The sequence below is a fragment of the Mesorhizobium sp. AA22 genome (assembly GCF_001672375.2).
Lineage (GTDB): Bacteria > Pseudomonadota > Alphaproteobacteria > Rhizobiales > Rhizobiaceae > Mesorhizobium > Mesorhizobium wenxiniae.
Genome location: NZ_CP048406.1, coordinates 6,534,621 through 6,555,909 on the forward strand (window position 1 = coordinate 6,534,621; position 21,289 = coordinate 6,555,909).

General features: G+C 62.0%; 21 protein-coding genes and 1 riboswitch. Of the genes, 11 read left to right on the plus strand and 10 right to left on the minus strand.

Annotation, left to right across the window (positions count from 1 at the left end; genetic code table 11):
* The first annotated feature begins 41 nt into the window (after positions 1 to 41).
* The 4 genes from A9K68_RS30855 to A9K68_RS30870 all read left to right on the plus strand — a co-directional run bounded on the left by A9K68_RS30855 (position 42) and on the right by A9K68_RS30870 (position 2,509).
* Positions 42 to 245, plus strand: a complete 204-nt coding sequence (locus A9K68_RS30855; RefSeq protein WP_095517063.1) for a hypothetical protein — start codon at positions 42 to 44, stop codon at positions 243 to 245.
* Positions 246 to 558: 313 nt separating this feature from the next.
* Positions 559 to 1,242, plus strand: coding sequence for a hypothetical protein (locus A9K68_RS30860; protein ID WP_203546875.1), 684 nt, complete (start codon positions 559 to 561; stop codon positions 1,240 to 1,242).
* Positions 1,239 to 1,634, plus strand: a complete 396-nt coding sequence (locus tag A9K68_RS30865; RefSeq protein WP_065005831.1) for a phage holin family protein — start codon at positions 1,239 to 1,241, stop codon at positions 1,632 to 1,634. Before A9K68_RS30860 ends, A9K68_RS30865 begins: the two co-directional genes overlap by 4 nt.
* On the plus strand, positions 1,631 to 2,509 hold the full coding sequence (locus tag A9K68_RS30870) for a hypothetical protein (RefSeq protein WP_065005832.1): 879 nt from the start codon (positions 1,631 to 1,633) through the stop codon (positions 2,507 to 2,509). Before A9K68_RS30865 ends, A9K68_RS30870 begins: the two co-directional genes overlap by 4 nt.
* Before the next feature lie 172 nt (positions 2,510 to 2,681).
* On the opposite strand, the gene A9K68_RS30875 is transcribed toward A9K68_RS30870, so the two are convergent.
* Together A9K68_RS30875 and A9K68_RS30880 are read right to left on the minus strand one after the other, a co-directional pair.
* Positions 2,682 to 3,686: a L,D-transpeptidase gene (locus tag A9K68_RS30875; protein ID WP_065005833.1), complete on the minus strand. Its 1,005-nt coding sequence runs from the start codon at positions 3,684 to 3,686 to the stop codon at positions 2,682 to 2,684.
* Positions 3,687 to 3,853: 167 nt separating this feature from the next.
* On the minus strand, positions 3,854 to 4,843 hold the full coding sequence (locus tag A9K68_RS30880; RefSeq protein WP_029356814.1) for a LysR family transcriptional regulator: 990 nt from the start codon (positions 4,841 to 4,843) through the stop codon (positions 3,854 to 3,856).
* A 314-nt stretch (positions 4,844 to 5,157) separates the two neighbouring features.
* Here A9K68_RS30880 and chvE point away from each other — a divergent pair, with 314 nt between their 5' ends.
* The 3 genes from chvE to mmsB all read left to right on the plus strand — a co-directional run bounded on the left by chvE (position 5,158) and on the right by mmsB (position 9,143).
* Positions 5,158 to 6,222: a multiple monosaccharide ABC transporter substrate-binding protein gene (chvE, locus tag A9K68_RS30885; protein ID WP_029356817.1), complete on the plus strand. Its 1,065-nt coding sequence runs from the start codon at positions 5,158 to 5,160 to the stop codon at positions 6,220 to 6,222.
* Between the two features lie 99 nt (positions 6,223 to 6,321).
* On the plus strand, positions 6,322 to 7,854 hold the full coding sequence (gene mmsA, locus A9K68_RS30890) for a multiple monosaccharide ABC transporter ATP-binding protein (RefSeq protein WP_029356820.1): 1,533 nt from the start codon (positions 6,322 to 6,324) through the stop codon (positions 7,852 to 7,854).
* Positions 7,851 to 9,143, plus strand: a complete 1,293-nt coding sequence (gene mmsB / locus A9K68_RS30895; RefSeq protein WP_029356823.1) for a multiple monosaccharide ABC transporter permease — start codon at positions 7,851 to 7,853, stop codon at positions 9,141 to 9,143. Before mmsA ends, mmsB begins: the two co-directional genes overlap by 4 nt.
* A 119-nt stretch (positions 9,144 to 9,262) precedes the next feature.
* On the opposite strand, the gene A9K68_RS30900 is transcribed toward mmsB, so the two are convergent.
* Entirely contained in the window at positions 9,263 to 9,433 is a 171-nt protein-coding gene (locus A9K68_RS30900; RefSeq protein ID WP_156768168.1) for a hypothetical protein, read from the minus strand.
* On the opposite strand from A9K68_RS30900, the gene araD1 reads away from it, so the two are divergent.
* Entirely contained in the window at positions 9,432 to 10,424 is a 993-nt protein-coding gene (araD1, locus tag A9K68_RS30905; protein ID WP_065005834.1) for an AraD1 family protein, read from the plus strand. The two genes, A9K68_RS30900 and araD1, sit on opposite strands and share 2 nt — an antisense overlap.
* 167 nt (positions 10,425 to 10,591) lie before the next feature.
* On the opposite strand, the gene A9K68_RS30910 is transcribed toward araD1, so the two are convergent.
* Together A9K68_RS30910 and A9K68_RS30915 are read right to left on the minus strand one after the other, a co-directional pair.
* Positions 10,592 to 11,365: an ABC transporter substrate-binding protein gene (locus tag A9K68_RS30910; protein WP_065006119.1), complete on the minus strand. Its 774-nt coding sequence runs from the start codon at positions 11,363 to 11,365 to the stop codon at positions 10,592 to 10,594.
* A gap of 92 nt (positions 11,366 to 11,457) precedes the next feature.
* Positions 11,458 to 12,552 carry a 2'-deoxycytidine 5'-triphosphate deaminase gene (locus A9K68_RS30915; RefSeq protein ID WP_065005835.1) on the minus strand — a complete coding sequence of 365 codons (1,095 nt, stop codon included), beginning with the start codon at positions 12,550 to 12,552 and terminating at the stop codon, positions 11,458 to 11,460.
* A 125-nt stretch (positions 12,553 to 12,677) separates the two neighbouring features.
* Positions 12,678 to 12,755, plus strand: a riboswitch (SAM riboswitch).
* A 74-nt stretch (positions 12,756 to 12,829) separates the two neighbouring features.
* Between A9K68_RS30915 and A9K68_RS30920 the strand changes: the two genes are divergently transcribed.
* Complete coding sequence (locus A9K68_RS30920; RefSeq protein ID WP_065005836.1) at positions 12,830 to 14,020, plus strand: O-succinylhomoserine sulfhydrylase; 1,191 nt, start codon at positions 12,830 to 12,832, stop codon at positions 14,018 to 14,020.
* A gap of 42 nt (positions 14,021 to 14,062) precedes the next feature.
* Here A9K68_RS30920 and A9K68_RS30925 read toward each other — a convergent pair whose 3' ends face one another.
* Entirely contained in the window at positions 14,063 to 15,217 is a 1,155-nt protein-coding gene (locus tag A9K68_RS30925; protein ID WP_065005837.1) for a ceramide glucosyltransferase, read from the minus strand.
* A 226-nt stretch (positions 15,218 to 15,443) separates the two neighbouring features.
* Between A9K68_RS30925 and apaG the strand changes: the two genes are divergently transcribed.
* Positions 15,444 to 15,836: a Co2+/Mg2+ efflux protein ApaG gene (gene apaG, locus A9K68_RS30930; protein ID WP_065005838.1), complete on the plus strand. Its 393-nt coding sequence runs from the start codon at positions 15,444 to 15,446 to the stop codon at positions 15,834 to 15,836.
* A 138-nt stretch (positions 15,837 to 15,974) separates the two neighbouring features.
* Here the strand turns inward: apaG and A9K68_RS30935 are convergent, their stop codons facing one another.
* The 3 genes from A9K68_RS30935 to A9K68_RS30945 form a co-directional block, all read right to left on the minus strand.
* Positions 15,975 to 17,009: an Hsp33 family molecular chaperone gene (locus A9K68_RS30935; RefSeq protein WP_082982085.1), complete on the minus strand. Its 1,035-nt coding sequence runs from the start codon at positions 17,007 to 17,009 to the stop codon at positions 15,975 to 15,977.
* A 93-nt stretch (positions 17,010 to 17,102) separates the two neighbouring features.
* On the minus strand, positions 17,103 to 18,014 hold the full coding sequence (gene argF / locus A9K68_RS30940; RefSeq protein ID WP_065005839.1) for an ornithine carbamoyltransferase: 912 nt from the start codon (positions 18,012 to 18,014) through the stop codon (positions 17,103 to 17,105).
* Between the two features lie 17 nt (positions 18,015 to 18,031).
* On the minus strand, positions 18,032 to 19,231 hold the full coding sequence (locus A9K68_RS30945; protein ID WP_065006121.1) for an aspartate aminotransferase family protein: 1,200 nt from the start codon (positions 19,229 to 19,231) through the stop codon (positions 18,032 to 18,034).
* A 354-nt stretch (positions 19,232 to 19,585) separates the two neighbouring features.
* On the opposite strand from A9K68_RS30945, the gene A9K68_RS30950 reads away from it, so the two are divergent.
* Positions 19,586 to 20,104 carry a GcrA family cell cycle regulator gene (locus A9K68_RS30950; RefSeq protein WP_065005840.1) on the plus strand — a complete coding sequence of 173 codons (519 nt, stop codon included), beginning with the start codon at positions 19,586 to 19,588 and terminating at the stop codon, positions 20,102 to 20,104.
* Positions 20,105 to 20,235: 131 nt separating this feature from the next.
* Here A9K68_RS30950 and A9K68_RS30955 read toward each other — a convergent pair whose 3' ends face one another.
* Complete coding sequence (locus A9K68_RS30955; protein ID WP_065005841.1) at positions 20,236 to 21,243, minus strand: magnesium and cobalt transport protein CorA; 1,008 nt, start codon at positions 21,241 to 21,243, stop codon at positions 20,236 to 20,238.
* Between the last annotated feature and the right edge of the window lie 46 nt (positions 21,244 to 21,289).

A 21,289-nucleotide genomic window follows, 5' to 3' on the forward strand; every position in this document is an offset into this window, starting at 1 on the left:
GGGTTCAATTGACACGGTTGACGGTCAAAGAAGGATTGCACATGCGTGAACTCGACAACCTCATCGAACATTACGTAAATATTCGCAGGCGGCGCCATAGTTTCATATCGACGGGCCTCGCCGTTAAGGCGCTCAAACAGATTGTTCCGGCATGCTCGGTCTCTGATTCCGACCTAGCGAACATGATTGCCAATCGTGCAATAGACTACAACCTTCCTGTGAGCTTTGACCTTAATGAGAGCTAGACGTGGTGCTTTATTATACTAGCCTAACCTGAGCCCTTGAAATCCGATGCGCAGAGGCGGGCCAATCTCCGCACGGCCGGCTGGGTCCGCGTCTCGGCACACGGCGCGTGGGAACTTCCAAGAGAGTTCACCGGGCTCGCCGGTTGCTTCACTATCGCTAATTTAGCTGGAAGTGATGGAACTTGTTTGCCCCCGGCAAGTTCGTTAGGCAATGGAGGAGATTGCCACCATGAACAGTGTCATTTATCTCATCGGCCTTGTCGTCGTCGTGCTTGCGATCCTCTCCTTCCTCGGATTCCATTAGGAGAATACCATGCAGCGCGAAGACGATCAGGGCCGTAAGCCGGCCGATTTCGAAACAGCCAAAAGCGAACTGTCCGAGCGGTTCCAGCAGGAAACGCAGACCGCGACAGAGGCGCTACAGGACGCTCGCGACGAACTCACCAGGAAGGCGGGCGACTACGCTGCTGAAGCCAAGCAGGCGTTGTTCGACAAGGCCGAGGGAACACAGCGCGATATCAGCTCCAACCTAAAGGCCTTTAGCGGAGCATTGCGAGCAGCAAGCGAGCATCTGGCCAATAATGATCAACGGACCGCTTCGAAGTTCACCCTCGATGCCGCCGGCTCACTTGAGCGCCTTTCATCTTCGTTGAAGGACAAACCATTCGAAGATGTTCTTGGCGAGATGCGGTCGTTCGGCCGCGAAAATTCAGGGGCGCTTATCGCCGGTTCAGTATTGGCAGGCTTGGCGCTGGGCCGGTTTATCAAGAGCTCGCCACCATCTGCCCGGACCGAGACACAGCGTCGATCGCAGACAGACGGGGGTTCACAGACGGTTTCGAACTCGGATGAGTCTGCTACGCGATCGGCAGAGGCACCTGACACTACGCCGCCCCGCTTCAACCAGCCTAGGGACGACAGGGCCGGCGATGACTTGGCCGGTGAAGATTTGGCCGGTGACGACTGGGCCGGCGCAAGCCTGGAGCGGAACCCATGACCAACAATCAGGAAAGTCGCGGCCTCGCAACCCTCGTCAGCGATCTGGCACAGCAGGTCACAACCCTGCTTCAAACCGAAAGTAGGCTGTTGCGGGCCGAAATGTCGGAAAAAATCAGCAAGGCCGGCGCAGGCGCAGCCGAGGTTCTGGCCGGTGCCATATGCCTTCTCGCGGCCTTGATGGTGCTTTTGCAAGCACTCGTAATCGCCCTGGCGAGTGCCGGCCTGGGAGCGGGATGGTCCTCGCTGCTGGTCGGGATCGTCGTCGCGGTACTGGGAATCATTCTCTTGCGCTCTGGCACGAAAAGCATGGCTCCTTCCGAGCTGACGCCCGATCGCACACAAGACCAACTCAAGCGCGACGCGCGCGTGATCAAGGATCAAATAAGATGAGCGACAAATCCGCAGCCGAGCTCGAACGCGATGCCGACATCGCCCGAGCGAAAGTAGCAGACACCGCCGATTCGATCCGCAGCAAGATGACACCGGGTCAATTGATCGACGAATTTACCGGAATGTTCGCCGGCCGCGAGGGATCCGCCATGCTTGGCAACCTCAAGTCGCAGGTCAGGGACAACCCGTTGCCGCTGACATTGATTGGAGCCGGCCTGGCCTGGCTGATGCTCGGCAACGGCCCGACGGCAACCAACTCAGCTGCCGCTGGCTATCGGAGAGGCATGGCTTCTGACGCTTTCTCCGATCTGCGCGGCGATGATTTTAGCGAGGGTAGCGAAGGGTCCGGAATCGGGGCGATGCTCTCAGAGACCGCCGGTTCGGTTACATCAGCGGCGAGTAGCGCCGCCGAAGCTGCAGCAAACGCAGCAACGGGCGCCAAGGAGAGGATGACAAACACCGCCGGCCAGCTCGGCGCAAGCGCCAGCGAGATAGCGGCTCGGACGCGCCAATCGGCACAAGAGTTCTTCGAGCGCGAGCCGTTGGCTATCGCCGTAGTCGGCCTTGCGCTGGGCACTGCCATCGGGGTGATGCTGCCCCACACAGCCACAGAGGACGAGCAACTTGGCGCCTATCGCGACAAAATTCGCGACAGCGCGGCGGAGGTTTTCGAAACGGGCCTGGAGCAAGCAAAGCAAGTTGCCGCCGAGGCCTACGAAACGGTCAAGGAAGAGGCCGACCGGCAAGGCTCGGGTGGAGATACCGATACGTTAGCAGGCAAGGTCGGCAAAGTTGTGGAATCGACCGCAAAGCGAACCGAGGAAGCCGTTCGCGATCGTTTGCCGGGCTCGTCGGACGGGTCTTCTACCGCCTGATCGCATCGCCACCGGCCTGAATGACGGGCCTGGTCCATAGGACTCTGATGTTCAATGGATCTGGAACTCCCGACCCGATCCCTTTCGACTTGGGATGTCCGAGGTCCACAAATTCTCTGCGACTTTCCTCAGGAATGGCCTGCGGAACAGGTCTGCTGGCCAATCCGCTTTGCTACGGAGCAAGCTCGTCGACGGTGTGGGCGGTCTCGTTCTTGAATTCGACTTTCGTGCCCGGCTGCACCATCGAGCCGAGATCTTCGGCATCCCAGTTGGTCAGTCGGATGCAGCCATGTGAGAAGGTCGTGCCGATCTTGCCCGGTTCGGGCGTGCCGTGGATGCCGTAGCTTTCGATGGAGAGATCGATCCAGACCGATCCCACCGGATTGTTCGGCCCGGCAGCGATGGTGAAGGGCCGCTTGATCTTGACACCCTTGAAAGCGAAGTCCGGATCATAGTGATAGGTTGGGTTGCGCACCACGCGCTTGACCTCCGCCATGCCGCTTGGCGCCGGGTTTTCATCGCTTCCAATCGAGGCCGGGTAGACTGCGAGCCATTTGCCGGAAGGGTCGAGCACGCGCACCAGGCGAGCGCCCTTGTCGACCTCAATGCCGGCAACGCCAGCGGGAGGATCGCCCCGGCCAATATCAGGCACCACCAAGGTCGTGCCGGCCTTCCTGAAGCCGATGCCCGGATTGAGCATCCTGAGCAACTGTTCGCTGATATGGAAGCGCTCCGCCAGCCTCTCCGCCGCAGTGCGATAGCCGAGCCGCCGCAGACGGGCCATCCTCTCCATGCGAGCCGGAATACGCCTGGTGAAGGGTCCGCGCACATCCTTGCGCGCTACCTCATAGGTGACCAGCACCGGGTCGGTGGAGGTTGCCATGAGCTTGCTCCAGGTCTGCGGGGTGAGCTTGCCATCGGGAGGGAGTCCGTTCGCCGCCTGAAAGGCGCCGACTGCCTTGGCGAAGTTCGCTGAAAAGCTACCGTCAATCAGCCCAGGCGAGAAGCGGGCGCGATCCAAGAGAATCTGCGCCTTCAGCACGGTCGGATCGACACCCTTCGGTTCTCCGGCGGCGAACTGGGCCTGATTGACGGTGGTTAGGTCCAGCTTGGCTGCCCCCGTCCCGCCGCATGCCAGGGCAAGCGTCGCGGCTAAGACGAGGAGAAACCTGATCATCGATAGCCTCGCTGGGACTGCAACAAGAGCCCGCCTCTATGACGCGGCACTGCCCTGTGTGGTTCCTTCGCTCCAGCGATATTCTGAATTGAAGCGACATGACGAAGCGCCGTGCAGCTGCGATAGCTGTCCAACGGATTGGCGATGGATTGCTTGATTTAACGCCGTCAGCCTACCTCTCTTAAAATAAAGTCGTGCAGCATCTTGGCCGCCGGCGACAGCACGCGATTTTTTACGGTGATCAGACTGTAAGGCCTGACCTCGATGTCGAATTCGGTCTGGACGACGTCGATGGCGCCGGCCAGCCCCTCGGGATTCTGGATGAATTTCGCCACCTGGATCGACACCGGCGCGATGGCGTCCGACTGCGCGACCATGACCAGGGTCAGCAGCAGCGAGCTGGTGTTGAGGATGCGGTCCGGTAGCGCGATGTTGCGGTTCAGGAAATTGCTTTCCATCGCCTGGCGCAACGGCGAGCCGCCCGACTGGAAAACCCAGTCGTAGGCGGCGGTCTCCTCCAGCCGCACGGCTTTGCCCTTAGCAAGCGCGTGGCCGCGGCGCACGATCAGGCAGGCTTTTTCGACACCGATGACGCGGGCCTCGAACAGCCGTGGATTGAGATCGTCGGGGATGCGCGCGATGATGAAATCGTGACGCGTGGCGATCAGCTCGCGCGCCAGCACATTGGAGGTCTCGACCTGCATGGTGATCTCGATGCGCGGATAGATGCGCCGGATTTCGCGGATCGCCGGCACGGCGAGCTCGATCGCAGGGGCCGTCACCGCGCCGAGGAATACCGAGCCGCCCTTGCCCGCCTTGAGCTCGGATATCTCGCGGTCGACTTCACGCATCTCAAGCAGGATCGAACGTGCGCGCCTCGCCAATGCCTTGCCATAGGGCGTCAGCGTGATGCCACGCGGCAGCCTTTCGCACAGCTTGACATCGAGCACCGCCTCCATCTCGGCGATCATGCGCGAGGCGGCGGGCTGCGAAATGTTCATGACCTGGGCTGCCGCGCTGACCCGGCCATGGTCATCGAGGGCTGCGATCATACGCATGTGGCGCAGGCTGAGGCCGCTGCGCAGCAGGGTTTCTCCGTCGCCAGGGGGTTCTTCGTAACTGGCTGAAAGTCCACCAGGATTCCGCAGCGCTGCCATGGTCTTTGTTTGCTCCCCACTCATCGCCGGCCGGCAATCCGGCGAGGTCTTCGTCGGCTTTCAATATATCAGTTTCGGTATAGCAACCATCAAAGATCGCATTTGACAGTTATGGCAAAGAGCCACACCCTTTGCGCGTCCTGAGGCTTGAGCGTCGCCAGCGAGAAAAATCGCATCGACTGGAACCAGAGTCTCGGGGCCGATTGGGAGGATACCGGAGATCGATATGGCGGCAGCGGCGCGTTTGGCGCCCCTGCACGATCGCGCGGCCCACGAAACCCAGGGTGCGCGTCCATCAACAAGGGAGAGTTAATGTGAAGATCATCAAGACACTGGCCGCCGTCGCGGCCCTTAGCATCGCGGCCATGACGGTCCCGGCGCAGGCAGGCGAAGGCCTCATCGGCGTGCTGATGCCCACCAAGACCTCGCAGCGCTGGATCAACGACGGCGACGCCGTCAAGTCCCAGCTCGAGGCTCTGGGCTACACTGTCGATCTGCAGTATGCGCAGGACGATATCCCCAATCAGCTCAGCCAGCTGGAAAACGAAATCACCAAGGGCCCGAAGGCACTGATCATCGCCTCGATCGACGGCACCACGATGTCGGACGCGCTGCAGAAGGCGGCTGACGCCGGCGTCGTCGTCGTCGCCTATGACCGGCTGATCAAGAAGACCCCGAATGTCGACTACTACACCACGTTCGACAATTTCGGCGTCGGCGTCATTCAGGCCAAATCGCTGCTCAAGGGCCTTGGCTATCCGGAAAACAAGGGTCCATTCAACATCGAGCTGTTCGGCGGTTCGCCGGACGACAACAACGCCTTCTTCTTCTACGACGGCGCGATGTCCGTTCTGCAGCCACTGATCGACGACAAGACCCTCGTGGTCAAGTCCGGCCAGATGGGCATGGACAAGGTCGGCACGCTTCGCTGGCTGGCGGCGACCGCCCAGGCCCGCATGGACAATCTGCTGTCCGCCAACTACTCGGATGGCAGCCGCGTCGATGGCGTGCTCTCGCCGTATGACGGTCTGTCGCGCGGCATCATCGCCTCGTTGCGCGCAGTCGGTTACGGCACGGCCGATCAGCCCTGGCCAATTGTCACCGGCCAGGACGCCGAAACCGCTTCGGTCAAGGCGATCATCGCCGGCGAGCAGTACTCGACGGTGTTCAAGGACACCCGCGAACTCGCCAAGGCGACGGTCGAGCTCGTCGACAAGGTGCTCTCGGGCGGCAAGCCGGAAGGCCTCGACACCACGACCTACAACAACGACGTCAAGGTCGTCCCCTCGATCCTGCTGACGCCGCATGAGGTAGACAAGTCGAACTACCAGGCCCTGGTGGTCGATTCCGGCTACATCAAGGCCGAAGAGCTGAAGTAACGGCAGTTGTAAACCCGGGGTCCTGCGTAACGCAGGGCCCCTTTTCGTTAGCGAGCGACCCCGGTATTGTTTCGGGACCTCGGAGGAGTGGTATTCCTGATGGCCTCGACGATTTTGGAGATGCGTGACATCACCAAGACGTTTCCCGGCGTCAAGGCGCTGTCGAATGTCAACCTAAGCGTCGAGGAAGGCGAGATTCACGCCGTTGTCGGCGAGAACGGCGCCGGCAAGTCGACGTTGATGAAGGTGCTGTCGGGCGTGTATCCATCCGGCACTTATGACGGCGAAATCATCTATCGCGGCGATGAGTGCCATTTCAAGGGCATTCACGACAGCGAGCGCCGGGGCATCGTCATCATCCACCAGGAACTCGCGCTGGTTCCGATGCTGTCGATCGCCGAAAACATCTTTCTCGGCAACGAGCATGCCAGATACGGTGTCATCGACTGGAACGCCAACGAGACGCGCACCAGCGCTCTGCTCAAGAAGGTGGGCCTTAAGGAAGACCCCAAGACGCTGATCACCAATATCGGCGTCGGCAAGCAGCAACTGGTCGAGATCGCCAAGGCGCTCAGCAAGGAAGTGCAGCTGCTGATCCTCGACGAACCGACGGCGAGCCTGTCCGAAAAGGACAGCCAGGCGCTGCTCGACCTGCTTCTGGAATTCAAGCGGCATGGCATCACCTCGATCCTGATCTCGCACAAGCTCAACGAGGTCAACCGGGTCGCCGACAAGGTGACGATCATCCGCGACGGGCGGACCATCGAGACGCTGGCCAAGAAAGACATTTCGGAAGACCGCATCATCACCTCGATGGTCGGCCGCTCGCTAGACGACCGTTATCCGTCGCGCGAGCCCGAGATCGGTGAGATCGTGCTCCAGGTGAGGAACTGGTCGGTCTATCACCCGATCCATGCCGAGCGGCAAGTGATCAAAGGCATCGACATCGACGTCCGCAAGGGCGAGGTGGTGGGTATCGCCGGGCTGATGGGCGCCGGACGCACCGAATTCGCGATGAGCCTGTTCGGCCGCTCCTATGGCCGCCGCATCACGGGCGAGGTGCTGCTCAAGGGCAAGCCCATCGATGTCTCCTCTGTCAGCAAGGCCGTGGAACACGGCATCGCTTACGTCACCGAGGACCGCAAGACCTACGGTCTCAACCTGATCGATCATATCAAGCACAACATCACGCTGGCCAATCTTCCCGGCGTGTCGCGCCATAGCGTGATCGACGACATGCGCGAGCTGGCCGTCGCCAACGACTACAAGGCCAAAACCAACATCCGCTCGTCCAGCGTTTATCAGATGACCGGCAATCTATCGGGCGGCAATCAACAGAAGGTGGTGCTGTCGAAGTGGCTGTTCGCCAATCCGGAGGTGCTGATCCTCGACGAGCCGACGCGCGGCATCGACGTCGGCGCCAAGTATGAAATCTACACGATCATCGCGCGTCTCGCCTCGGAGGGTAAGGCGATCATCGTCATCTCGTCGGAGATGCCCGAACTGCTCGGCATCACCGACCGCATCTATGTCATGAACGAAGGACGTATCGTCGGCGAAATGGCGGCGAGCGACGCCAGCCAGGAAAAGATCATGCGCGCCATCGTTCGCGGAGAAGGAAAAGCATCATGAGCACCGAAAGCGCTCCCGTCCCGAAAAGCGGCGTCGCCGAAGATGTGCAGCAGGGGCCGCGCGTTGCCGTCTCGGCGCTGGTCACCAACCTGCGCGAATACGGCCTGATCCTGGCGCTTATCGCCATCATGGTATTCTTCCAGTACACGACGTCCGGAACGCTGTTCAAGCCGGTGAACTTGAGTAACCTGGTGCAGCAGAACAGCTTCATCATCGTGATGGCGCTGGGCATGCTGCTGGTGATCGTCTCCGGCCATATCGATCTCAGCGTCGGGTCCGTCGCCGGTTTCATCGGCGCGCTAGCGGCGATGATGATGGTCATCTGGCCGCTCGGCCCTTTCAGCAATCCGCTGGTGGTGTCGATCATCTGCCTGATCATCGGCGGCGCGATCGGCGCGGGACAAGGCTACTGGATCGCCTATCACCGAATACCGAGCTTCATCGTCACGCTGGCGGGGATGCTGATCTTCCGCGGCATCTGCCAAGCGCTGCTGGGTGGCGGGTCCTCCGTGGGGCCGCTTCCAGCCGGCTTCAAGGCGCTCAGTTCCGGCTTCATCCCGGACGTGATCGGCTCGTTGACGCTGATCCCGCCGGTCGTGAACGCCGCCGGCAAGACCATCGTCGGCAGCGGGCTGACGCTGCACATGACGACGATCGTGATCGGCCTCGTTGCCGTGCTCGCCTATGCCTATTTCGGGCTCAGGGCACGGCGCAGCCGCGAGCGGCATGGCTACGAAGCCGAACCCTTCACGCTGTTCGTCGTCAAGACCCTGGTGACCAGCGCTCTGGCGCTTTTTCTGGTCTACCAATTCGCCACCTACAGAGGTCTGCCAATCGTTCTCGTAGTGATGGGCGTGCTGATCGCGCTGTTCGTCTTCGTCACCAAACGCATGACGGTCGGCCGCCGTATCTACGCAATGGGCGGCAATGCCAAGGCGGCTCAGCTATCGGGTATCAAGACCGAGCGGCTGACCCTGATGGTGTTCATCAATATGGGCGTGCTCTCGGCGCTCGGCGGGCTGATCATTGCGGCGCGCCTTGGCCAGGCGGTGCCGGCGGCCGGCCTCGGCAGCGAGCTCGACGTCATCGCCGCTGTGTTCATCGGCGGCGCTTCGGCGATGGGCGGCGTCGGTCAAGTTATAGGCGCGGTGGTGGGCGGTTTCATCATGGGCGTCATGAACAACGGCATGTCGATCATGGGCGTCAATGTCGATTGGCAACAGGTGGTCAAGGGCCTGGTGCTGCTCGGCGCCGTGGTCTTCGACGTCTACAACAAGAACAAGGCTTGAGGGCGAGGGGACTCATGCATGTCGCCAACGTGTGCAGCGTGTTGGGACAACGGCATGCATGAAAACAAGGATTAGAGCGGGCCGCTTTTCAAACGCGGCGCGCTTTTAGGAGGCACGGGTCACATCGCGGCGCTGCCGGGCGGCGCAAAGAAGTCCCCCAAGGGGACCGGGCCCGCGAGCGCAATCCGGACGAAGAGTTCACCAGTGGCGCGGATCCCATCCGAGCCGCGCTGGTCAAGGTTTGCCAACCCGGCAGCCGGGCCAAAGGCAATTGAGAGAGGGTACATCATGCTGATCTCCCAGATCCTCGACGACGCAGAGACCATTCGCGTCGTTGCCCGCAACGGCGGCAAGACCCGGATAATCAACGGCGCCCGCAGCGTCTATTCGCTGGCGATGGAGGCCGCGCGCACCGGCACCGGACTTGTCGCCCTCATCGAGCGCAAAGGCTTCGGTGAAGCGGTCGACCTCGATGCCGCATACAAGAAGGGGCGGCTGTTGTCGCCGATCAACCATCCCGACCCGGCGCATCTTCATCTCACCGGCACCGGGCTGACCCATCTCGGCTCCGCCGCGACCCGCGATGCCATGCACAAGAAACTCGATGCCGATCGCGAAGAGCAGCTCACCGATTCAATGAAGATGTTCCGCATGGGGCTGGAGGGCGGCAAGCCCGCCAAGGGCCAGGCGGGCGTGCAGCCAGAGTGGTTCTACAAGGGCAACGGCACCATGGCGGTGGCGCCCGGTGCGGCACTTCTGTCGCCCGCCTTCGCCCAGGATGCCGGCGAGGAGCCGGAAGTCGCCGGCATCTATGTCATCGGCGACGACGGCGTCCCGTTCCGCGTCGGCTTCACACTGTCAAACGAGTTTTCCGACCATATCACCGAGCGCGTGAACTATCTTTTCCTCGCGCATTCCAAGCTGCGCAACGCTTCGTTCGGGCCGGAAATCCTGATCGGCGACCTGCCCTCCGACGTCAGGGGTACCTCGCGCATCCTCCGCGACGGCAAGCTGCTGTGGGAAAAGCCGTTCCTGTCGGGCGAGGCGAACATGTCGCACACCATCGCCAATCTCGAACATCACCACTTCAAATATTCGGCCTTCCGCCAGCCGGGCGACGTTCATGTGCACATGTTCGGCACGGCGACACTGTCCTTCGCCGACGGCATCAGGACCGAAGCCGGCGACGTGTTCGAGATCGAGGCCAAGGATTTTGGCCTGCCGCTGCGCAACCCGCTTGAAATCGAGCAACCGGTGACGGTGGCGGTGAAGGCGCTTTGATTGTGTGATCTCCCTTGAGGGGGGATGTCGCCGAAGGTGACAGAGGGGGTCGTCTCACATAAAGCGCGAACGCCGTCTCCCGTGGCGGAACGGCGTTGGCACTTTACGCGCAGCGACCCCCTCTGGCCTGCCGGCCATCTCCCCCTCAAGGGGGGAGATTGGCAGCCTCAATAAATATCGAAATCGAAATATTTGGCCTGGATCTTCTTGTAGGTGCCATCTGCGACGATCGCATCGATCGCGGCGTTGAGCTTCTCGCGCAGCGCATTGTCTTCCTTGCGCACGGCGATACCGGCTTCGGTCTCGGTGCCCTTGACGTCGCCGACCATCTTGCAGCAGCCGTCGCTCGACTTCTTCATCCAGTCCATCAGCACGAATTTGTCTGAAAGGACGGCATCGAGACGGCCGTTCATCAGGTCGGCGACCGCCTCCTCCTGGGTCGGATAGAGCTTCGCCTCGGCGCCGGCTTTGCTATAGACATCCTGGGCATAGTCGGCCTGGGTGGTCGAAGCCTGAGCGCCGACTGTCTTGCCGGCGAGTGCGGCGGGTTCGGTCGAGGCAATATCGCTGTCCTTCAACGCCACCAGCGAAAGCGGCGTGGTATAATATTTGTTGGTGAAGGAGACCTGCTTCTTGCGCTCCTCGGTAATGCTCATGGACGCGATGATGGCGTCGAACTTTCTGGCCTGGAGCGCCGGGATCATGCCGTCCCAGTCCTGCGTGACAAGTTCGCATTCGACCTTCATCTGAGCGCAAAGCGCATTGGCGATGTCGATGTCGAAGCCGGTGAGCTTGCCATCCGCGGTGATGGTGTTGAACGGCGGATAGGCGCCTTCGGTGGCGATCTTCAACTTTTCCTGTGCTTGCGCCGACAAGGACCCGGCAGCCATCACCAGCATGGCAGCTGTTGCTGCCGATGCGATCCATCTTGAAATCTGCATTTCTTTGTTCCCTTGGTTCAACCACCTTGATGGTTAGGCACAGCCAAGCACGGCCCGCAAGGTCAGGCAAGCACAGTCTGGTTGATCGGAGATCAGCGCGCGGCGCGGAAATGTTTGGACAGTTTCAGGCCCTGTGCCTGATAATTCGAGCCGAGATCTGTGCCGTAGAGCGCCTGCGGCCGCTTCAGCATGTGCTCGTAGACCAGCCGTCCGACGATCTGGCCGTGGTCGAGGATGAACGGCACTTCGTGGCTGCGCACTTCGAGCACAGCCCTGCTGCCGGTGCCCCCGGCCGCCGAATGGCCGAAGCCCGGATCAAAGAAACCGGCATAGTGGACACGGAACTCGCCAACCAGCGGATCGAAAGGCGTCATCTCGGCGGCATAGAGCGGCGGCACATGCACCGCCTCCTGGCTGACGAGGATATAGAATTCATCGGGATCGAGCACCAGTTCGCCAGCACCGCTCTTGTAGAGCGGCTCCCAGAAATCGACAACATCCTGCGCGGCGCGCTTGTCGACATCGACCAGGCCGGTGTGGTGCTTGCCGCGGTAGCCGACCAGCCCGTCCTTGTCGCCATCGAGGTCGATCGACAGTGCGATGCCGCCGCCGGAAATGTTCGGCGGCTCGGTGGCGACGAGCGTCTCGGCACGATGCAATTCGTGCAGCTCGCTTTCCGACAAAAGCGCATTGCCGGTGCGGAACCTGATCTGCGACAGCCGCGAGCCGGCACGGACGACGATCGGAAAGGTGCGCGGGCTGACTTCCAGATAGAGCGGGCCGTTGTAGCCGGCAGCGATCTTGTCGAACTCGTGGCCGCGATCGGTCATCACCCGGGTGAAGATGTCGAGCCGTCCGGTCGAGCTCTTCGGGTTGGCCGAGGCCGAAACGTTTGCCGGAAGCGCCAGGCTCTCAAGCAGCGGCACGATATAGACGCAGCCCGTCTCCAGCACCGCACCGTCGGCGAGATTGATTTCGTGCAGCTTCAGGCGGTCGAGTTTTTCAGCAACCCTGTGGTTCGGGCCGGGCAGGAAGGAGGCGCGCACCCGCCAGGCCTTGTCGCCAAGCCTAAGGTCGAGGCTGGCCGGCTGGACCTGGTCGGCATCGAGCGCGCGCGGCGATTTCAGCGCGCCCGACTGGAACAGCGCGGAAATATCCTGATCGGGAAGAATGCCTGTCTGCCGCAAAGTCTGGCTCCGCTCGAAGGCCGGGCGTGGTCTCGTTTTGTCGCAGGTTCCTGCCGCGGAACCCGCTGGTACAAACCTCTTAATCATGCCGGCAATTGACGCAAGCGTGGTGCGGGTTTAAAGGGTCGTTATCCCGTGGTGATTTGGCCGGTCGGCTTGCAGCCACGTTAAACAAGTCGCTAAAGGACCGTCGGCCCGAAAGGCCATATGGACCGGTTGCGACTTTCGCGGCCGGTTTTTTTGTATTTGGGCCATTTTTGGTGTTTGGAACAAGGTGATGACGAGCAACAAGCGCAACTGGAAGCCTCAGACCGCACTCGTGCATGCGGGAACGCTGCGTTCCGGCTTCGGCGAAACCTCCGAGGCGATGTATCTCACGCAAGGCTATGTCTACGATACGGCGCAGGCGGCGGAAGCCCGCTTCAAGGGCGAGGAACCGGGCTTCATCTATTCGCGCTATGCCAATCCGACGGTCGACATGTTCGAGAAGCGCATGTGTGCGCTGGAAGGTGCCGAAGATGCCCGCGCCACCGCATCCGGCATGGCGGCGGTGACAGCGGCGTTGCTGTGCAGCGCCAAGGCCGGCGACCACATCGTGGCGGCGCGCGCGCTGTTCGGCTCCTGCCGCTGGGTGGTCGAGACGCTGGCGCCGAAATACGGCATCGAGGCGACGCTGGTCGATGGCACCGAAATCGCCAATTGGGAAAAGGCGGTCAGGCCCAACACGAAGCTGTTCTTCCTTGAAAGCCCGACCAATCCGACGCTGGAAGTCGTCGACATCGCAGCCGTCGCCTCGCTTGCCGATTCGATCGGCGCGCGGCTGATCGTCGACAATGTCTTTGCCACGCCCTTGCAGCAGAAGCCGTTGCAGCTCGGCGCCCATATCGTCGTCTATTCGGCGACCAAGCACATCGACGGCCAGGGGCGCTGCCTCGGCGGCGTCATCCTGTCGGACAAGAAATGGATCGACGAGAACCTGCACGATTATTTCCGCCACACCGGTCCCAGCCTGTCGCCGTTCAACGCCTGGACGCTGCTGAAGGGCCTGGAAACGCTGCCGCTGCGCGTGCGCCAGCAGACGGAAAGTGCCGGCCGGATCGCGGACTTCCTCGCCGAGCGGCCGGAAATCGCCCGCGTCATCTATCCCGGCCGCGCCGATCACCCGCAAGCGGCGGTCGTCAAGAGGCAGATGTCGGGCGGCTCGACGCTGATCTGCCTCGACGTCAAGGGCGGCAAGCAGGCGGCCTTCGCCTTCCAGAACGCGCTCGATATCGTGCTGATCTCTAACAATCTCGGTGACGCCAGGAGCCTGATCACCCATCCGGCGACGACGACACACAAGAATCTGAGCGACGAGGCGCGGGCCGAACTCGGCATCGGGCCAGGCACGCTCAGGCTGTCCGTCGGCCTGGAGGACACCGACGACCTGCTCGAAGACATCGAGCAGGCCCTGAAAGCCGCCAGATAGTGCACTGGGCGGTGTCGCTCGAATCGTCAAAATCAGGCGCGGTCAGGCGCCCGACGGGGTCTCTTCCAATTCCGCAACGGCGCTGGTGTGGATGGTCATCGTGTTGCCACGCCAGTCGACGGCACCGCTGAGCCAGCCACGCGCCCAGACAATCGGCAGGATGCAATCGCGCGCCATCATCGCCGGGACCATGCGTAGCGACAGGTGCCAGCTCTTGGCCGAGGCGAGAGCGCATTCCGGGAGATAGGCGACTACCAGCACAACGAGGGCGGTCGCCGACAGGCTGAAGCCGGCGCCGGCCGCAGCAACCAGCGCAAGCGCCAGCGGCACCGCCGCGCCGACCAGTATTTCGGGTGCGAAGAACAGTGGGAAGGTGACGCGACGCAGGCGTGCCCAGCGGGCCTGGCGCGACCAGATTTCGCCGAGCGTGCGAAAACCGAGCGGCTGCTCAAAGGGCGAGGCGACGAGATTGACGCGCAGTCCAAGCCCGTTGACCAGCTTGGTCGCGGCGGCATCCTCGGCGATCTCGGCGGCAAGCGCACGGATCCCGCCATTGGCGTCGAGCATGGGCTTGTCCCACAACATGCTCTTGCCTTGGGCAAAGCCAAGGCCTATCGCCTCGCCGGTATATTGCCAGCGCGCCTGCAGCGTGTTGAGGAAGGCGCATTCGACCTCAGCCCAGAACCCGTCCGGCCGCGAGCCGATCGGCGTCGAGCAGACAAGGCCGGTGTCCGGCCGCCATGCCGCCATCAGATGCTGGACATAATCCCTCGGCATCAGAACGTTGGAATCGGCAAGGATGACCCAGCGGTGGCGCGCCGCCTCCCAGCCCTTCACGCAATTGTTGAGTTTCGGATTGCCGCTGATGCGGTCGTCGCCGACGAGCAGCCGGGCCGGCACGGCCGGAAAACGGGCAATCGCATCGGTGACCGGCCTGGCCACCGGGTCGTCGGCATGGGCGACGCAGAAGATGAGCTCATAGCGCGGCCAGTCGAGAGAGAAGGCGCGCTCGAGCGTCTCCTCGGCAAACGGCTCGACGCCGCGCGACGGCACGACGATCGACACCGGAGGCGCCTTGCCGGCTGGCGGCGCGATCCTGCCAGGCCGCTTCAGCTTCAACGAAGCGAGCAGGATGCTGGCGAGATTGACGAGAAGCAGAGCTGTGGAAAGCAAGGCGGCTGTGACTGTCAGTTCCATCGATATCTGGTCACTCCAGAAAAGCCAGCCGCATGATAGCCGTTTTCAACAGTTCGACGGAATGCTGAGTCGCCCGGCCCTGCGCACACCATCATTGTCATGTGTCACTTAAATGACATTGTTCTTCGGCACCTGCGCGCAAACGAGTCGGGCAACGACGGAAGCGCGCCGTTGACCAAACTGCGGAGAGCGTCGAAAGTTCCGTCTGCATATTGTGGAGTAGGATATGTACAGCGCCGTTACGCGCAACATCGAAGTACAGGTCAGGCCGTTCTATCTGGAAGATCGCTCCGACCCGTCGGAGAACCGCTATGTCTGGGGCTACCAGGTGACCATCGACAACCAGTCGGATGAATTCGTACAACTTCTGTCACGCTATTGGCACATCACCGACGGCACCGGCCGGGTCGAGGAAGTGCGCGGCGCCGGCGTTGTCGGCGACCAGCCCGAACTCAACCCCGGCGACAGTTATCAATATACGTCTGGCTGCCCGCTCTCGACGCCGTCCGGCATCATGGTCGGCCACTATACGATGCGCAACAAGCGAGGCGAGACGTTCGACGTCGCCATCCCCGCCTTTTCGCTCGATCTGCCGGGCACGCGGCGCACCGTCAACTGACCAGCTAGACCTGATCCATCCCGATAGAATCGGGATGGGCTCTAACTCTTAGACCAGGACCTTTTCCGAACCGAAGGTCAGCGAAGCAAAAAACGCTTTCCACTTTTCGATGCACGGACCTTCGGTCGGGATCATGGTCTACTGCGCCGCGGCAAACTCCGCCGGATCGAAGTCATATTGCTTCGAGCAGAATTCGCAGGCGACATGAATGCCGCCATCCTCGGTGCTGTCCCTGATCTCGTCGGCTGAGAAACCTTCGAGTATGCCGCGGATCTTCTCCCTGGAGCATGAGCACTCGTCGGCTACCGGTACGCCGCCGAAGACGCGGACGCCGTGCTCGTGGAACAGCCGGTAAAGCAACCGCTCGGCGCCGATCGTCGGGTCGATCAGTTCCGTCGGCTCGATGGTGCCAAGCAATGCCAGCAGTTCCTGCCAGGAATTGTCGGCCGGATCATGTATCTCATCGCGCGGATCGCCGTCGCCGCCCGGAAGGTCGGGCACGCGCATGCGTTCCGCCGATTGCGGCAGGAATTGCGCAAGGATGCCACCGGCACGCCATTGCTCGCGGGCACCGCCGACACTGGGCGTCAACAGCTTGGCCACCGAGAGTCTGAGGTCGGTCGGGATCTGTTCCGACTGGCGAAAATAGGTGCGCGCGGCCTCCTCCAGCGTCTCACCGTCGAGCTGGACGATGCCCTGATAGCGCTGCGTGTGGGCACCCTGGTCGATGGTCAGCGCCAGGACACCGCTGCCGAGCAGCGTCTGCTGCGAGATCTCGCCGACAGATGTCAGTGCCTCCAGCCGGTCGGCGTCGAAGCGAGCATAGGCGCGCAGCGCCTGTGGCGTGGAAAAATCCGCCACCAGCATGTCGACCGGCCCGTCGGTGCGGGTCTGCAGGATGAACTTGCCCTCGAACTTGAGCGAGGTGCCAAGCAGCACCGTCAGCACACAGGCTTCCGCCAGCAGGCGGGCGACCGGCTCGGGATAGTCATGACGGCTGAGGATCGCGTCGAGCATCGGCCCGAGCTGGACGGTGCGGCCGCGCACGTCGAGCGGGCCGACCTCGAAGGGCACGACATGATCGTCGCCGGCGTAGCCGAATTCGCCGAGTTTGGGTTGATGTTCAGCCAATTGATGAGTTTCCAACATGACAAAGCTCCGGGGCGCGGCCATGCCGCCCTCCGGGGCGCATGCGTCGAAACGCGCTCGATTTGCGTGATGCGGCTGAGATAGGCATCACGTACTCCCGGATCAAGGCGGCCCGGATCAAGCGCCCAGACACCAGGCCAAAACCGCCTTCTGGGCGTGGAGCCGGTTCTCGGCCTCGTCGAACACCACCGAATGTGGCCCGTCGATGACCTCGTCAGTGACCTCCTCGCCACGATGCGCCGGCAGGCAGTGCATGAACAACGCATCGGGCTTCGCCTTCGCCATCAGCGCCGCATTGACCTGGTAGGGTGAGAAGACATTATGGCCGCGAGCACGGTGCTCCTGGCCCATCGACACCCAGCAGTCGGTGACGACGCAGTCGGCCTCGTGGACCGCCTCCTCGGGCGAGCGGGTGAAGTTCAACTTGCCGCCATGCGCCCTCGACCAGTCGACATGCTTCTGCGCCGGCTCGCTGCCTTCCGGCACGGCTACGTTGAGATTGAAGCGGAACCGCGCTGAGGCCTCCAGCAGCGAATGCAGCACGTTGTTGCCGTCGCCGGTCCAGGCAATGGTCTTGCCGGCGACCGGACCGCGATGCTCCTCGAAAGTCATGACGTCGGCCATCAGCTGGCACGGATGGGTATCGTCGGTCAGCCCGTTGATGACGGGAACGGTGGCGTTCTCGGTCAGCTCCAGCAGCCGGTCATGCGATGTGGTTCGGATCATGATCGCATCGACATAGCGCGACAGCACCTTGGCCGTGTCGGCGATGGTTTCGGAGCGGCCGAGCTGCATCTCGGTGCCGGTCAGCATGATGGTCTCGCCGCCGAGTTGGCGCATGCCGACGTCGAAGGATACGCGCGTGCGCGTCGACGGCTTGTCGAAGATCATCGCCAGCACCTTGCCTTCGAGCGGTTTTGTCCGCTCGCCAGCCTTGAGCCTTGCCTTTCGCACGACGGCATCGTCCAGCATGAAGCGCAGATCGCCCTCGGAGACGGCGGAAAGATCGGTGAAATGGCGAAGGCTCATTTGGGGTCTTTCGACTGTTACTTCGCGGCAGCCGCGGCTATGGCATCGGCCAGGCCTCTGGCGCCGGCGCGGATGCGGTCGAGCGCTTCATGGATCTCGGCGTCGGTGACGGTGAGCGGCGGCAGCAGGCGAAGGACGTTGTCACCGGCCGGAACAGCCAGCAGATGCTGGTCGCGCAACGCCATATTCACCTTGGTGTTGGGTGCGGCGCATTTCAGGCCGAGCATCAAGCCGGTGCCCCTGATGTCTTCGATGATATCAGGAAATTCGTCGGCGACACCCGCCAGCCCCTGCTTTAGCAGCAGCGCCTTGCGCTGGACATCCTCCAGGAAGCCGTCCTCCAGCACCACGTCGAGCACGGCGTTGCCGACCGCCATCGCCAGCGGATTGCCGCCGAAAGTGGTGCCGTGCACGCCGGCGGTCATGCCGACGGCCGCCTCGTCGGTGGCGAGGCAGGCGCCCACCGGGAAGCCGCCGCCGATGCCCTTGGCAACCGCCATGATGTCAGGCGTGACGCCAGCCCATTCATGCGCGAACAATTTTCCGGTGCGGCCGATGCCGCACTGGACCTCGTCGAAGATCAGGAGCAGGCCATTCTGTTCGCAGAGCTGCCTCAGCCGCTTCAGCGACTGCGTCGGCACCGGGCGGATGCCACCCTCGCCCTGCACCGGCTCGATCAGTATCGCGGCGGTCTCGGGGGTGATCGCCTTTTCGGCGGCGTCGATGTCGCCGAAGCCGACCTGGTCGAAACCTTCGACCTTGGGTCCGAAGCCTTCCAGGTATTTATACTGGCCGCCCGCGGCGATGGTCGCCAGCGTGCGGCCATGAAAGGCGCCTTCGAAGGTGATGATGCGAAAGCGCTCGGGATGGCCCTTGACGAAGTGGTAGCGCCGCGCCGTCTTGATGGCGCATTCCAGCGCCTCGGCGCCGGAATTGGTGAAGAACACCTTGTCGGCGAAGGTGGCGTCGGCCAGCCGCTCGCCCAGACGGCTCTGCCCCGGAATCTCGTAGAGGTTGGAGACGTGCCAGACCTTGGCCGCCTGCTCGGTGAGTGCCGAGACCAAATGCGGATGGCTGTGGCCCAGCGAATTCACGGCGACACCGCCGCCAAAATCGAGATATCGCTCGCCCTTGTCGGTGACCAGCCAAGTGCCTTCCCCATGGTCGAAGGCCAGGGGTGCGCGGGTAAAGGTCTCGAAAAGCGCCGAACCGCTCATTATATGCGTCTCCGGAACCGGAAAATCAAAAAGCCGCCAAAGCGGCGGCCTTTGCGGCTTATCGTGTTTTTCGGCCATGAAGTCAACGAAAACGTCGCGCGAGGACGCGCGGCAAGCTCTCCAGCGAGACGCCGGCCCATCAGCGACCGGGCAAGTTGGGGAAAACCGAAAAAACCGATTCGTGTTGGCCCTCGGACTCTTGTCACCGAGTCAGCGCATAAGGTAATTGTAGTCGAGAAATAACTAGATTTCGTGCGGCGGACCTAATCACCCGATATATGTGGTGTCTGCCCGGCGGAAGCCGGATCGTGGAAGGATTCCGATCGCCGCACATTTCAGCAGGAGCGCGGTCTCATGAACTGGACTGACGAGCGGGTCGATCTTCTTAGAAAATTGTGGTCGGAGGGACTGAGCGCCAGCCAGATCGCAGCACAGCTCGGGGGCGTCAGCCGCAATGCCGTCATCGGCAAGGTGCATCGGCTGAAACTGTCGGGCCGCGGACGCTCGACCGCCACGCCGGCACGCCAGAAAAAGAGCGTGCAAGGATCGAGCGTCCATAAATCGGTGTCGCGGGCGGCGAGCACTGCGCGGCATATCACCACGTCGATCGGCGCGACCGCGCTGCAGGCGCAATTCGACACCGCACCGGTGGCGCGTCATTACGTCCGTCCGGTCGAGAACGTCGTCGTGCCGATCTCGCGGCATCTGCAACTCGTCGAGTTAACCGAGCGGACATGCAAATGGCCGAATGGCGATCCGCTTTCGGAAGAGTTCCATTTCTGCGGCAACGACGCGGCCGAAACCGGACCCTATTGCAAGTACCACGCTCGCATTGCGTTCCAGCCCGCATCAGAGCGGCGGCGGAGTAGATAAGGCAATAGGGGAGTAGGGCAGTATGGGAGTAGGTAAAGATTAGGCTTTGTGAGTGCGACCCTTGGCAACGCACTACATACTGCCCTACTCCCTTACTGCCCTACTCCCTTACTGCCCTACTCCCTTCTATTTCACAGCCACCCATTCTTGCGAAAACGCCAGTACAGGAAAGAGCAGATCGCAGCGATCGCAGCCAGCACGAGCGGGTAGCCATATTCCATCTTCAGTTCCGGCATGTCGTCGAAATTCATGCCGTAGATGCCGGCGAGCGCCGTCGGCACCGCCAAGATGGCAGCCCACGAGGCCAGTTTCTTGGTGTTCGCCGTTTCCTGGCTCTGGCCCACCAGGAGGCTGGCCTCGAAGGCAAAGGCGAGAACCTCCCGCAAACTGTCGATCTTTTCCTGCACGGTGCGGATATGATCTGTCACGTCGCGAAACAACGGGTGCATGGCTGCGTGGATCTGCGGCAGGTCGGCGCTGGTCAGCCGGCGGCAGACCTCCACCAGCGGCAGCGCCGCATTGCGCAAGCGTAACAGATCGCGGCGCAGCATATAGAGCCGCTCGATATCAGTTCCAGTCATAGGCCTTAGCAGGACCTTGTCCTCGATCGCCTCGACCTCGTCCTCGATCTGCTCGAGCACCGGCATGTAGTTGTCGACGATGAAATCGAGAATGGCATAGAGGACGAAATCCTCGCCCTTGGCCAGCGAAAGCGGGCAGCTTTCCCAATGCTGGCGAACGGCGGCATAAGAAGTCGACGGACCGTGCCTGACGCTGACGATATAACCGGCGCCGACGAACAGATGCGTCTCACCGAAGGTGACGCGCCTGTCGATCAGTTGAGCCGTGCGGGCAACGATGAACAACGCATCGCCATATTGCTCGATCTTCGGCCGCTGATGCGGATGCTCGGCGTCCTCAATCGCCAGATCGTGCAGATGGAATTGCGCCTGGACGCGAAGCAACAGGTTGCGGTCCGGCTCCAGCAGGCCGATCCAGACGACATGACCTGGCTTCTTGGCCCATTCGCCAGCTTCCTCGATCGGAATGTCGGCGACACGCCGGCCGGCGGTATAGACGCTGGAAGCGATGATGGCCGATGTCGGCGGGGCCGGCGTCAGGTTCCGAACGGTTTCCATCGCTACCTCCTGGAGGCATGGCCTCGGGTCAGGATCAGGAACGTTC